This is a genomic window from Collinsella aerofaciens (genome assembly GCF_015548375.1).
GTDB classification, from domain to species: Bacteria; Actinomycetota; Coriobacteriia; order Coriobacteriales; family Coriobacteriaceae; genus Collinsella; species Collinsella aerofaciens_AB.
Map to the genome: position 1 here is coordinate 1 of NZ_JADMWW010000015.1, position 12,902 is coordinate 12,902.

The window sequence follows — 12,902 nt, forward strand, 5'->3', positions numbered from 1 at the left end:
CGCCGCGGCTGAATTAGACACTCACCATTGTCGGCCTAATCCGCGGTCTTTCATGCAGCAGGGGCTCTCAATGTTTTATGTCCTGCTCATATCGTCTCTGTCGGCACCTGGGGACACTCCTTAGTCATTGGGGACGCTCTTAAACGACTAGTCTGGGCGGCGGCCGTGTGCTGCTGTCCGCGTGGCGGCGTATAATCGGCGGCAGATGACTTGGACGTTAGGAAACCATGACCGATAGCATGCAGCAGATGGCGCTCGACACGCTCGGCGCCTATTTTGGCTACACCTCGTTTCGCCCGGGACAGGACCGCATGGTCGATGCGATCCTTGCCGGTCGCGATGCGCTGGGTGTTATGCCCACGGGCGCCGGCAAGTCCATTTGCTACCAGGTGCCCGCGCTCATGCTACCCGGCATCACCTTTGTGGTGAGTCCGCTGCTGTCGCTTATGGAGGACCAGACCCGTGCGTTGCTCGCGGCGGGTGCGCGCCCCAGCTATCTCAACTCCAGCCTTACCCCGGCCCAGCAAAACACCGTGCTCAAGCGGGCGCGCGAGGGCCGCTACCAGCTTATGTACGTGGCGCCCGAGCGCCTGCTCGAGCCGCGCTTTTTAGCTTTTGCGCAGGAGGCCGCGGCGGACGGCGGCATCGGCGTGCCGCTCGTGGCCATTGACGAGGCCCACTGCGTGAGCCAATGGGGCCAGGATTTCCGCCCCGCCTATCTGCAGATTCGCGAGTTCATCGATTCCCTGCCGCAGCGCCCTATCGTGGCGGCCTTTACCGCTACGGCGACCGAGCGCGTGCGTGCGGACATTCAGCAGATGCTCGGTCTGCAAAATCCTGCGACGGTGGTGACGGGCTTCGATCGCAAGAACCTCTACTTTGGTTGCGAGGAGATGGGAGACAAGGCCAAGACCGCGTGGGTGCGCGACTATGTGATCGCGCATTCGAGCGAGAGCGGCATCGTGTATTGCTCGACCCGCAAGACGGTCGATGCGCTGGCCGCGGAGCTTGCCGAGGCACTGGGCCCCAGCGGCATTCGTGTGGGGCGCTACCATGCCGGCATGGGCAACGACGCCCGCCGCCAGAGCCAGCGTGCCTTTATCGACGACGACATCCAGGTGATGGTTGCCACCAACGCCTTTGGCATGGGCATCGACAAGCCCAACGTGCGCTACGTGATCCACAACAACGTGCCCGAGAGCATCGAAGCCTACTACCAGGAGGCGGGCCGCGCCGGCCGCGATGGCGACCCGGCCAGCTGCTACTTGCTGTGGAACGGCAACGATTTTCGCATGCGCCGCTTTCTGATCGACCGCGGCGATGCTGCCGATGAGGCGCTCGACGACGAGCAGCGCGCGTGGGCGCTCCAGAATCGATATCGTCTGCTCAGCCAGATGGAGGGCTACTGCAATACCACCGGCTGCCTGCGCGAATACATGCTGCGCTACTTTGGCGACGAGGCCGCGGCCGAGCATGCCGCGGCCAGTACGGGCGGCACCGCCGCGGACGACGTCGAGAGCTGCGGCAACTGCAGCAACTGCCTCACGCAGTTCGAGGTCGAGGACGTCACCGATATGGCCCGCGCCGCCGTGCGCTACGTGGCCACGCGTCCCATGCGCTTTGGCAAGTCGCTCATCGCCGATGTGCTCCACGGCGGCAACACCGAGCGCATTCGCCAGATGCATTTGGACGAGGACTGCGGCTACGGTGAGCTGTCGAGCGAATCGGTCGGGCGCATCAAGGATATCATCGGCCAGCTGTGCGGCCGCGGTTATCTGGCCACCTCGCAGGGGCAGTACCCAGTCGTGGGACTGGGTCCGCGTGCCGGCGAGGTCGAGGACGAGGCGTTCGCCTTTACCGTTAAGCGTCGCGCGTCCAAGCGCAAGGCCTCGGCCCGCGCCCGCCGCGCCGTCGATCTGCTGCGCGAGGAGGCCGAGCTGGATCAGCGCCCGCGCGTTGGCGACGATGCCGAGCTGTTCGAGCGCCTGCGTGCCCTCCGCAAGGAGATCTCGACGGAGCTGGAGATGGCGCCGTATATGGTCTTTTCCGACAAGGCCCTGCGCGGCCTGTGCCGCCTGCGTCCGCAGACGCGCGAGGAGCTGATCCAGGTCAACGGCATTGGCGAGAAAAAAGCCGACGCCTTTGGCGAGCAGTTTATGGCGGCGATTGAAGAGTTTGAGTCCGAGCATGCGCGGGATGGAGCGTAACGATGGCATTCGACGATAAAACCGACCGCACTGACGTGCCCGCCGTGCCGCTGTACCAGCAGGTTATGGACGACCTAAAGGGCGAGATCGCGCGCGGCGTGTACGCAGCCGGCTCGCGCATCCCTGCCGAGATAGAGCTCGCGAAGTCCTACGGCGTGGGGCGCATCACCGTGCGCCGCGCCATCGAGGAGCTGTCGCGCGCGGGGTATCTCAACCGCCAGCAGGGGAGGGGCACGTTTGTGTGCGCTCCCAAGCTCAAGCGCAAGATTCGCCAGAAGGGTGACGTCCAGAGCTTTACTGAGGGTTGTGCTGCCAACGACATGGTGCCGGGTGCGCGTCTGGTGTCGCGCACGGTGGTCGCGGCGACGCACGAGGATGCGGCGTTCTTTGGCGTGGAGCCCGGCTGCGAGCTTATCGTGGTCGAGCGCGTGCGCACGGCCGACGGCATCCCCGTCATGCTCGAGAACAACGCCTTTGTGCTCGCCGACCATCCCTACCTGCAGACGCTGGCCGACGAGGACCTCACCGATAACTCAATCTTTGCGCTCGTTGCCGAGCATTCGGGTCGCGCGCCGCTCAAGTCCGACCCCTGCACCGTGGAGATTGCGCTTGCCGATGCTCAGACGGCCCCGCTGCTGGAGGTGCCGGTCGGTGAGCCGCTCTTCTATATGGAGGCGTACTTTACCGACGCTGGCGGGCGCCCTCTACTGCTCGGCCGCCAAAAGATCGTGGGCTCGCGCTACGTCTTCGACATCTAACGTCCACAGATAGAACAACATAGAACAACTTTGGTGAAATGACTTCACGGGCGTTGCCGTGCGTGTTATAAATAGGACAACATAGAACGACAGCAGGTACGAGCCGTCGTCGCTCAAAGCCGCCCCACAAGGAGGAACATCACCATGAACGCACATGATCTGGTTCAGGAAATCATCGAGCGCAAGGGCAAGATTGAGAACGTCTTTTGGATCGCCTGCGGCGGTTCGATGATTGACCTGATGCCGGCCAACGAGCTGCTCAAGCGCGAGGCCACTACGTTTACCTCGACGGTCTACACGGCACGCGAGTTTTGCCTGACGGCCCCCAAGAGTCTTGGCGAGAAGTCGCTCGTCATCGCCTGCAGCCACAGCGGCAACACGCAGGAGGTCGTCGACGGCTGCGAGATGGCACTGGCTGCCGGTGCCGAGGTCGTCGCCATGACCGACTGCGAGGGCTCCAAGATCGACAACGGCAAGTGGACCACCTGGGTCTACCCCTGGGGCGAGGGCGTGCCGCAGGCCGAGGTGCCGCAGGGCATCGGCGCTCTGATCGCTGCCGAGCTGCTCGACCAGCAGGAAGGCTACGAGGCACTCGCCGACATGTACGAGGGCCTCAAGCAGATGGATGCGCTGCTGCCCGCCGCCCGCGAGAAGGTCAACGCCGAGCTGGGCGATCGCTTTGCCGAGCTCTGCCAGCAGCACAAGTTCTTCTATATCCTGGGCTCCGGCCCTAACTTTAGCCAGACCTACGCCATGGCAATTTGCTCGCTCATGGAGATGCAGTGGCAGCACTGCTGCTACATCCACTCCGGCGAGTACTTCCACGGCCCGTTCGAAGCCACCGAGCCCGGCGTGTTCTACTTTGTGCAGCTTGGCGCGGGCGAGTGCCGTCCCATGGAGGAGCGCGCTCTTGCGTTCCTCAACGCGCACACCGATACAGTCATGGTGCTCGATGCGCTTGAGTACGGCGTGGGCGAAGTGCCTGCCAGCGTGCGTTCGTTCCTGGAGCCGATCTTCTTCTACAACATGAGCTGCGAGCTGCGCGCCGCCCGCGGCAAGGTGTTCGATCACAGCCCCGAGGTTCGTCGCTACATGGGCATCGAGCAGTACTAGGTAACGGGAAAAGTATTCACCTTCGATTCGCAAGCGTGTCGTGTGAGTCAAAAAGCGGGCCGTGCCGGGGATTTCCGGCACGGCCCGCTTTGCATGGCGTCCGTATGAGCGAGGTGTCGCGGCAACCGACGCTTACTTGGCGTCGTAGGCCTCGGCATCCCACCAGTCGAGCTGGGCGATGTTGTCGCGAATGTGCTGGCAGCTCTTGTGGAAGCCCTCGAGCTCGTGCTCGGACAGGTCGAGCGTGTAGACCTCCTCGACGCCCTCGGCACCGATCACGCACGGCAGGGAGGTAAAGATGCCCTCCTCGCCATACTGGCCGGTCATGAGCGTGGATGCCGAAAGCACGGCGTGCTCGTTGTGCAGCAGGGCGGCGCAGACGCGAGCGGCGGAGTTGGCGACGGCGTACTCGGTGCACTGCTTGCCGGCGTAGGTCACATAGCCGCCCTTGCGTGCGAGCTCCTCGACCTCCATGTGGTCGAAGGCGTACTTGTCGGGGTTTTCGGCCTGAAGCTCGTTGAGGCTCTTGCCGGCGATGGTTGCTGCCTTAAAGGCGGCCAGCTGGCTAAAGCCGTGCTCGCCGATCATGTAGGCGTCGATGGACTTGGGGCTCACGCCGACCTTCTTGGAGATCTCGGTGCGCAGGCGGGCGGAGTCCAGGCCGCAGCCCGAGCCGATGATCTTCTTGGGATCGTAGCCGGTCAGGTGCCACAGCTCGGTACACACGACGTCGCAGGGGTTGGAGATGCTTACAAAGATGCCGTCGAAGCCGGCGTCGACGATGCGCTTGGCAAAGGTGCGGGCGGCGTCGGTGGTAAAGAATAGTTCACCGTCGCGGTTGCCGGCGGCCAGCGCAACCTTGCCGGCGGCGTTGACGATGACGTCGCAGCAGGCAAGCTCCTCGTAGTGGTCGTAGCAGTTGACGATCTTGGTGTTGTACGGGACAAACGAAAGGGAGTCGCGCAGGTCCTGGACCTCGGACGTCACCTTGGCCTCGTTGATATCGCACAGGTACAGCTCATCGGCAATGCCCTGCATGAGCAGACTGTTGGCAACATGTGCTCCTACGTGGCCCTGGCCGACCACACCGATCTTACGCGTTTGGTACATATATGTATCCTTTCGGCCGAGTTTTTCGCGTCGAACCATTGTAGCGTCCTGCTGCCACTTTGCTAGGCTAAAGCGCCATAGATTTTTGGGCATGCCTTAATCTCTACTTTTGGAGTGATTTGGGCCGCTGACGGCATCGCCGGGCGATGTGCTCGCGCGGATGGGGCCGGTCGTTGTACCATAACTGCAACTGACTCGTAAGGAGCATTCATGCCCATTCGCATCCCCGACGCCCTCCCTGCCGCCGCGCAGCTCGAGAGCGAGAACATCTTTGTCATGACCGAGTACCGCGCGCTGCACCAGGACATCCGTCCGCTGCGCGTGCTCATCCTCAACCTCATGCCCACCAAAATCGCTACCGAGACGCAGATCATGCGCAAGCTCTCCAACACGCCGCTGCAGGTGGAGGTGGACCTGCTGCGCACCAAGACGCACGAGGCCACGCACGTGAGCGCCGGCCACCTGGAGACGTTCTACCGCACGTTCGACGACATCCGCGACATCCACTACGACGGCCTGATCATCACGGGCGCGCCGGTGGAGCAGATGCCGTTCGAGGAGGTCGACTACTGGCCCGAGCTCTGCCAGATCATGGACTGGTCCACCACGCACGTGCACTCCACGCTGCACATTTGCTGGGGCGCGCAGGCGGGCCTGTATCACCACTACGGTATTCAGAAGCACGACCTGCCGGCTAAGGCGAGCGGCGTGTTCGAGCATCATCTGGTAAAGCCGCAAAGCCCGCTGGTCCGCGGTTTCGATGACCGCTTCTACGCCGTGCACTCGCGCAACACCGACGTGCGCCGCGAGGACGTGGAGGCCGAGCCGCAGCTCGAGGTCGTGGCCGTGTCCGACGAGGTGGGCCTGTACATCGTCAAGTCGACCGACAGCCGCCGCTTCTTTGTCTTTGGTCACCCCGAGTACGATACCGACACGCTGCGCCTGGAGTACGAGCGCGACGTGAAGCGCGGGCTCAACCCGGAGGTTCCGGCGAACTATTTCCCGGGCGATGACCCCACGGCAGAGCCGCGCAACGTCTGGCGCAGCCAGGCTCAGCTGTTCTACACCAACTGGCTCAACTACTACGTCTACCAGACCACGCCCTACGACCTAGCCCGAGCCGGCGAGGAGCACTAGGCTGCCGAGAGACGCGCCGGCATTTAGGCGCTGATGATGTTGGGTAGCGGCAGGTCGTGGGCGTCGGCGGGGACGCGGTCGACGCGTTGCTCCTCAAAGGCGATGCCGATGATGTGGCACGATGCCGAGAGCGTGGGCAGGTAGCGGTCGTAGCAACCGCCGCCGTAGCCCAGGCGCGCGCCGGTTTGATCGAAGGCCACGAGCGGCGCAACAATCATGTCGAATGCTTCGGCAGGCACGATAGGGAAGCGGCTGCTGTCGATGTCCGTGGCTGCGAAGGCCCGCGTGGGGTGGACGATAAACGGTGCCACGGACGCATCGTCGGCGGCAACTGCCCGCATGCACATGCGCTGGCCACAAGCTGCGGCATCAATTGCCGAGAGCATGCACGGATAGGCCACGCGCCAGCCGCGTTTGGCGGCCGCAGCGGCAAACGCGGCAGGGTCTGCCTCGGAACCCATTGCGGCATAGACGGCAACGGTGCGCGACGCCGCGGCATCCAAGCGATCCGACAGCTCAACCAGCCGTGCACAGATATCAGCAGACTTCGCTGCCCGCACATTCAAATCGAGAGCATCGCGCCGAGCAATCACCGCCCTCCGCAACTCAGCCTTATCCATCCCAGCCTCCTCTAGCAAACCTGCCAAAAAGGGACAGGTTTATTTTGGCAGGTTTTATCTGGGCAAACGTCGAGGCCGCCACAAAGGTGCCCTTTGTGGCGGCCTCGACTCGACGTTGGCTTCACAGCGCCGCAGCGATTGCTTCAGTCACAAACTTATTGAGTGACTCACCCTTCTTTGCCGCTGCCAGTGCCGCCTGTTTGTGAAGCTCGGAACCCGTTCTTACGTTGAACGAGCCCTTAAAAGCCCGCTCGGGTTCCTTGCCCTTCTCGGCGCAAAACTCAAGGTAATCGTCGACGGCGTCGTGGAAGCATTGCTCCACTTCTTCAGCCGTGGAGCCTTCAAATACGATTGCGTCCCTAATGCCGGCGACCATACCTGTTAGCACATGCTGTTCGGCATCGAACTCGACCGGGGCGAAATAACCCTTGTATGCCAAAACGTTACTCATGACTACCTCCGACATCTTGCAGAAAGCGAACGATGTTTCGAATGGTCCCCGCTGTCAATTCGTCAGATGGATGAGGCGCGTGCATTACGAACATCCTGCCATCTGATGGCCTGTAGAAGCGAACGCGCGATCCGGACGTCTTGCCTTTGCTGTCCATTTCAAAGCCATATGAAGCCATAACTTTAAGAAAGTCAGCAAATCTATACGTTGAAGGACAGCTAAGCAGCTGGGCGATGAGTTTATCGGATCGAGTCATCCCGCCTCACATTCTGCAACTATATTCTAGTTGCAATTTCAGTTCGATGCAAGCACCTCTACTATAGAACATGTGTGCGTATAGAACAAGTGTTCGAACTACCACGAAGGGCGCCTGTGAACTGCGCCCTTCGTGGTAGTTTTGCTTGCCGTGCCTTAGCCCAGCAGGTCGACTACGTTGAAGTTGGCGTTGCTCTTTGCGATGACGTCGCGGCCGCCAAAGACGCACGTTGGCGACTTGGCTGCGATTCGCGTCACGTCGGCGCCGAGCGAGCGAAGCTCACCGGGCGTGGCGGCGAGCATCTGGGCGCGGCGCTCCTCGCGCGCATGCGGATCGAGCCCGGCCAGGTAGGTCGTGTTGCGGCGCTTGGTGAGCGCGTACGGCTTCACCGGCGCGTCCATGCCGCTCACGCAGCTCACGATAAAGCCCTCAAAGGCGGCCTCGTCGGGATCAAAGCTGCCGAGCCATTCGCCCGCGCGCGCCACGCGCTCAATCGAGGGGTCGATTGCCGGGTCGCGGTAGGTGTAGAACGCCGCCTGACGCTCGCCGGCCGCGCGGAATCCGCAGCCGTACGCGCCGCCCTTAACGCGGATCTCGTTCCACAGATAGTCGTAGGAGAGCGCGTTGGCGGCAACCGCCCAGGCGCCCGTCACGTCGATGCCCAAGCGACGCGGGTCGCACGCGCTTGCCGCAAAACAGATGTCGCTGGGGATGACAAAGGCCTCGTGGCGGTCGCACGGCGTCGGCACCACGAGCGCGTTGCGGCCGGCATCGGCGCCGTCGCCAGCGCCCAGCTCCAGGTCGCCCGCGGCGGCCCAGTATGCGTTAAAGTCCTCGTCGCTGCCGGTAAAGCTCGCCAGGCAGCCATCGGCCACAAAGATGCGGCCTGCCAGCTCGGCAAGCTTGGTACGCAACCCGTTCACGCGCTCGTCAAAGTGGTCGAGCAGGTCGCGCAGGAACAGATAGAAGTCCACGCCCGAAAGCTGCTCGCGCACCACGGCCGAAGGCGAGCTGTAGCTCATCGCGCGACCGAGCGCCGCCGAGTGGCCGTTGTTGATAAAGCCCTGCTCAAGCCCAATGCGAATCTGTGTGAGCACGTCGCGCACGCGGTCGGCGTCGGCATCTGCCAAAAGCGTGCTCGACCATACCTCGCGCGGCAGACTCGCCAGCGCATCGATCTTCTCGGACAGGGCGCCGGCGCTCACCAGCAGGTAGGGGCGCACGCCGTCCACTTCGGGCTGCGTCATGACCTCGGTCGTAAAGCTCAAAAAGCCGAGCTTGCCAGCGAGCAAGTTGTCGAGTTCCTCGGCCGAGTGCTCGCGCGTGGGCAGCTGCTTAAGCAGGCGGCAGAGCAGTGTCACATAGGGCAGGTCCTCAAACGCGACGCAGTTCAGGTCGAAATACTGCATGGCGTAGGCCAGACGGTTGGTGGGGATGCCGTGGCGCAGGCAGGGGATGGGCACGGTCGTGTCCACGATCAGTGGCGGCTCGGGGCGCGCCTCGCCAATGTCGGACACGCGCAGGCGCGGCAGCGTGGCCTTGGCCTCGGGTGTGTCTTCCGCCTCCTGCGCGGCACGCAGCGCGGCCGTGCGCTCGACCACGTCGGTCAGCTCGGCATCGGTCATGGCATCGCGCTTGGCTGCCAGCTCGGCGGCCTCGGCACCCTCCGAACCCTCGGCGGCGTCCACCGGCACCAGCTCGACCAGTGCCATGTGGTCGTTTTCCAGCACCAGCTCGCGCAGCAGGTCCTCAAAATAGCTGCCGTCCAGCTCGCTACGCAGCTCCTCGTACACCGGGCCGTACTTGAGCGCCAGCGTCGCGGCGTCGTCATCGTAGAGCCAGGTGCTCAGCGCGTCGCACGCAATGGCCACGCCGTCGGCGATGCCATAGTCACGCTGGCGCAGGTCGTACTCGTTGCTGCTGATGATGGCTTCCAGACGCTCGCGCGGAACTCCGTGCTCGCACAGGTCGCGGCAGGCGTCCTGGAACACGCGACGCAGCTCGCGCGCCACACCGGGCTGTGCGTTTTGCAGCATGATGAGCTCGTAGGGCTGCAGGCTCTCGGCCGCGGTGTAGCTCACCACGTTGCCGCCCAGGCCGGCGGCCAGAATGGCCTTCTTAACCGGCGCTTCGTTGGAGCCCAGCAGCGCCTCGAACAGGATATCCGCCGCGATCGTGCGCTTGCGGTCGAGCGCGCTGCCCAGCACAAGGCCCAGGCCCACCAGGGCGTTCTCGGGTGTGGTGGCCATCTCGATGCGCTTGTACTCGCAGGTCACGGGCGCCTGCGCGTCCAACGGATTGGGCGCCAGCGTGGACGGGTCCTCGCCGGCGGCAACGGCAGCGTCCATGCGGCGGCTCGCGGCACTCGGCTGCGACAGATAGCGCTCGTCCAAAAAGGCCAGTGCGCGGTCCACGTCCAGGTCGCCGTAGAGCGTGATGTAGGAGTTAGAGGGATTGTAGTGGCGCGCGTGCGTGTCCAGGAACTGCTCGTAGGTGAGCGCGGGAATCGCGCGCGGGTCGCCGCCGCTCTCGTGCGCATAGGCGGTGTCGGGATAGAGCGCGGCGTTGACGGCATCGTCCAGCACGCTCATGGGATCGGACAGCGCGCCCTTCATCTCGTTGAACACCACGCCGTTATAACGCAGCGTGCCCTCGCGCAGGTTCGCGGAGCTGCCGTCGCCCTCACCCTCGGCGCCCTCCGGCAGGTCCAGCTCGTAGTGCCAGCCCTCCTGCTCAAAAATGGTGGGCTTGGTATAGATGGCCGGGTTGAACACCGCGTCCAAGTACACGTCCATCAGGTTGTACAGATCCTGCTCGTTGGTGGTGGCAACGGGGTAGATGGTCTTGTCGGGGTAGGTCATGGCGTTGAGGAACGTCTGCATGGAGCTCTTGATCAGGTCCACGAACGGCTCCTTGACGGGAAATTTGGCCGATCCGCACAGGACCGAGTGCTCAAGAATATGGAACACGCCGGTGGAATCGGCTGGCGGCGTCTTAAAGCCAATGGCAAAGGCCTTGTTTTCGTCGTCGCACGCCAGGTACAGCAGGCGAGCGCCCGAGGCAGTGTGGCGCAGCACGTAGGCGTCCGAGTCGAGCTCGGGCACGGTCTCGCAGCGCTCGACGGCAAAGCCGTGGCAGGTAGTGCCGGGCACCAGCAGTGCAGCGGCTGCGGCGCGCGGGTCGGTTGAGGTAGTGGGCATATGCAGTCTCCTTTGACGCCCCAGCGGGGGCGAATCGAGTCGAATCCACGAGAGTATACCCATATGGGGCCGCGACCCTGCGGCGAACTGGAGACGATGCCAGCGGATTGGGTAAAGGCCCCGCGTGCCCGCCGCGCGAGCGTGGAAACTTGGACGCCTATCGAATGAGAGTGGATTTTCGGACGGAATCAGCCTCAAAACGCCCAAATACCGTCCAAATATCCACCCTCATTTCCCGACCGTCCAAAATCCACACTCATCCGCCGCCCGCACATCTCTCATTCGTCACGAATACGAGAGATAACAGAAAGACGAGAGATAAATATGAGAGATAACTGAGCAGCAAAGAGACAAGCAATCATGGTATTATCTCAATACCGATTGTTCTACCAGCAAAATATGTATAAATGAAGCAAATGGTAGACATTCCATCTCTATCTATCTCTTATCTCTAAGCCGAGAGATAGAGAGATAAATGAGAGATAATTACGAGAGATAACTGAGAGACGAGGGAAATCTATCCGCGGCATTCTCCGCAGGACCGAGCGAAAGGACGTGCAGATGAACGAAAACGAGCTGACCGGTCTGCTTGAGTCTTTAAGGCGTATGGGCTCGGATGATCTTAACGTCGAAGTGAAGGAGAGCGCCACGACGCTTTCCCGCGACGTATGGGAAACGGTGAGCGCATTCGCGAACACTGCCGGCGGAATCATCGTGCTCGGAGTGAGTGAGCGCGCAGGTTTTGTCCCGGTTGAGAACTTCGAGACCGAGAAAGTGCTCAACCAATTTGTGTCAGGCATGGGTGATGCGGGCGGTCGAGGAAAGCTGGCCAATCCGCCTAAATACACGATCGAGCGAGTGGAGCTTCAGGGCGTCATCGTTCTCGTCATTACGATTGAGGAGCTCGATCCGTCGAGCAAGCCCTGCTATGTCATAGAGCGGGGCGCCCAGGGCGGCAGCTACAAGCGCATCGATGACAAAGATGTGCCGCTTTCATCGACTGAGGTGCTCGCATTGGCGTCATACGGTCGAGCGACTCCGAGCGATCGCGACGCGGTGGCGGGTGCGGGCGCGGACAATCTCGACGAGACGCTGGTCGACCGTACGATAGATCGGGCTTTCTCGTTGACGCCCCGGGCAATGCGCGGCGCGCCGGACAAACAAACGAAGCTGGAGCGCCTAAATATCCTTGATTCCCAGGGCAATGTCACCAAGGCTGGACTCCTAGTTGTGGGCACCTACCCTCAGCAGTTCTATCCCAAGCTCTTCATTGACGTGGCTGTCCATGCGGGAACTCAGAAGGGCATGGCGGGGTCGCTGAGGTTCATGGACCGCACAATCTGTGAGGGAACGTTGGGCGAGATGATCTCGGATGCCGTCGCAGCCGTCGCCAAGAATTTGCGGCGAACCTCGACCGTCCAAGGCGTCTCGCGTGTCGACTCGCTTGAGATTCCCGAGGAGGTTCTGCGCGAGGCAATCGCCAACGCCGTAATCCATCGAGAATACGGGGATCGGTTCTGTGGACAATCGATTGCCGTCGACGTCTTTGACGATCGTGTCGAGGTGACGAATCCTGGCGGCCTTTACGGGGGAAAGACTCGCGAGAACTTGTTTGACGGCAGCTCCCGATGCCGTAACGCGACGCTTGTGAAGCTCATGTCGATTGTCCCGCTGCCGGATGGCGCAGGTTCGCCGGCTGAGGGCAATGGCTCGGGCATCCCGATGATGATCGATGCCATGCGCGCGCATGGTCTGGCCGAGCCCCTGTTCTGCCCGGGATTCGATCGGTTCAAGGTCGTACTTTACCGTTCAAAGATCGAGCCGGTCGATCATGGCGGGGGCTTAATTGTGACGGCACTCAAACACTACGGCGAGCTGGGGACGCGCGAGCTGGCAGAGCGCACAGGGCTCACAATTTCCCAGGTTAGGTCGCGCGTCAACGCGCTCATTGCTCAAGGCGAGCTTGAGCCCACGGCGCCGGCGACGAGCCGCAACCGCAAGTATCGACTGTCGGAGCGCGTGGGATAGATGCGTTAGTGGACGAGGCGAC

10 protein-coding genes are annotated in these 12,902 nt (G+C 62.4%); 5 read left to right on the forward strand and 5 right to left on the reverse strand.

Annotated features, from left to right (window positions below; genetic code table 11):
* Positions 1-227 precede the first annotated feature (227 nt).
* From I1969_RS07200 to I1969_RS07210, 3 genes are all read left to right on the forward strand, one after another.
* Positions 228-2,207 carry a RecQ family ATP-dependent DNA helicase gene (locus tag I1969_RS07200; RefSeq protein WP_195234185.1) on the forward strand — a complete coding sequence of 660 codons (1,980 nt, stop codon included), beginning with the start codon at positions 228-230 and terminating at the stop codon, positions 2,205-2,207.
* Positions 2,208-2,209: 2 nt separating this feature from the next.
* Positions 2,210-2,965, forward strand: coding sequence for a GntR family transcriptional regulator (locus tag I1969_RS07205; RefSeq protein ID WP_195234187.1), 756 nt, complete (start codon positions 2,210-2,212; stop codon positions 2,963-2,965).
* Positions 2,966-3,109: 144 nt separating this feature from the next.
* Entirely contained in the window at positions 3,110-4,078 is a 969-nt protein-coding gene (locus I1969_RS07210; RefSeq protein WP_195234189.1) for an SIS domain-containing protein, read from the forward strand.
* Between the two features lie 132 nt (positions 4,079-4,210).
* On the opposite strand, the gene I1969_RS07215 is transcribed toward I1969_RS07210, so the two are convergent.
* The gene (locus I1969_RS07215; protein ID WP_195234191.1) at positions 4,211-5,188 is read right to left on the reverse strand and encodes an L-lactate dehydrogenase; all 978 of its coding nucleotides are present in this window, start codon (positions 5,186-5,188) and stop codon (positions 4,211-4,213) included.
* Between the two features lie 210 nt (positions 5,189-5,398).
* Here I1969_RS07215 and metA point away from each other — a divergent pair, with 210 nt between their 5' ends.
* Positions 5,399-6,325 carry a homoserine O-acetyltransferase MetA gene (metA, locus tag I1969_RS07220; protein WP_195234193.1) on the forward strand — a complete coding sequence of 309 codons (927 nt, stop codon included), beginning with the start codon at positions 5,399-5,401 and terminating at the stop codon, positions 6,323-6,325.
* Between the two features lie 23 nt (positions 6,326-6,348).
* On the opposite strand, the gene I1969_RS07225 is transcribed toward metA, so the two are convergent.
* The 4 genes from I1969_RS07225 to I1969_RS07240 form a co-directional block, all read right to left on the reverse strand.
* A complete protein-coding gene (locus I1969_RS07225) occupies positions 6,349-6,945 on the reverse strand; it encodes a 5-formyltetrahydrofolate cyclo-ligase (protein WP_195234195.1) in 597 nt (198 codons plus the stop codon).
* Between the two features lie 121 nt (positions 6,946-7,066).
* On the reverse strand, positions 7,067-7,396 hold the full coding sequence (locus I1969_RS07230; RefSeq protein ID WP_022094981.1) for a type II toxin-antitoxin system HicB family antitoxin: 330 nt from the start codon (positions 7,394-7,396) through the stop codon (positions 7,067-7,069).
* Positions 7,389-7,652 (reverse strand): type II toxin-antitoxin system HicA family toxin, encoded by a 264-nt coding sequence (locus I1969_RS11330; protein ID WP_084591735.1) that lies wholly within the window; start codon positions 7,650-7,652, stop codon positions 7,389-7,391. The genes I1969_RS07230 and I1969_RS11330 overlap by 8 nt, the downstream gene beginning before the upstream one ends.
* A 155-nt stretch (positions 7,653-7,807) precedes the next feature.
* The gene (locus tag I1969_RS07240; protein WP_195234197.1) at positions 7,808-10,852 is read right to left on the reverse strand and encodes an insulinase family protein; all 3,045 of its coding nucleotides are present in this window, start codon (positions 10,850-10,852) and stop codon (positions 7,808-7,810) included.
* Between the two features lie 561 nt (positions 10,853-11,413).
* On the opposite strand from I1969_RS07240, the gene I1969_RS07245 reads away from it, so the two are divergent.
* On the forward strand, positions 11,414-12,880 hold the full coding sequence (locus I1969_RS07245) for an ATP-binding protein (protein ID WP_195234199.1): 1,467 nt from the start codon (positions 11,414-11,416) through the stop codon (positions 12,878-12,880).
* The last annotated feature ends 22 nt before the right edge of the window (positions 12,881-12,902 follow it).

Excerpts from the sequence above, each read along its gene's own strand:
- I1969_RS07200 (WP_195234185.1), top strand. The coding sequence starts at position 228 with ATGACCGATAGCATGCAGCAGATGGCGCTCGACACGCTCGGCGCCTAT.
- I1969_RS07205 (WP_195234187.1), top strand. The coding sequence starts at position 2,210 with ATGGCATTCGACGATAAAACCGACCGCACTGACGTGCCCGCCGTGCCG.
- I1969_RS07210 (WP_195234189.1), top strand. The coding sequence starts at position 3,110 with ATGAACGCACATGATCTGGTTCAGGAAATCATCGAGCGCAAGGGCAAG.
- I1969_RS07215 (WP_195234191.1), bottom strand. The coding sequence starts at position 5,188 with ATGTACCAAACGCGTAAGATCGGTGTGGTCGGCCAGGGCCACGTAGGA.
- metA (WP_195234193.1), top strand. The coding sequence starts at position 5,399 with ATGCCCATTCGCATCCCCGACGCCCTCCCTGCCGCCGCGCAGCTCGAG.
- I1969_RS07225 (WP_195234195.1), bottom strand. The coding sequence starts at position 6,945 with ATGGATAAGGCTGAGTTGCGGAGGGCGGTGATTGCTCGGCGCGATGCT.
- I1969_RS07230 (WP_022094981.1), bottom strand. The coding sequence starts at position 7,396 with ATGAGTAACGTTTTGGCATACAAGGGTTATTTCGCCCCGGTCGAGTTC.
- I1969_RS11330 (WP_084591735.1), bottom strand. The coding sequence starts at position 7,652 with ATGACTCGATCCGATAAACTCATCGCCCAGCTGCTTAGCTGTCCTTCA.
- I1969_RS07240 (WP_195234197.1), bottom strand. The coding sequence starts at position 10,852 with ATGCCCACTACCTCAACCGACCCGCGCGCCGCAGCCGCTGCACTGCTG.
- I1969_RS07245 (WP_195234199.1), top strand. The coding sequence starts at position 11,414 with ATGAACGAAAACGAGCTGACCGGTCTGCTTGAGTCTTTAAGGCGTATG.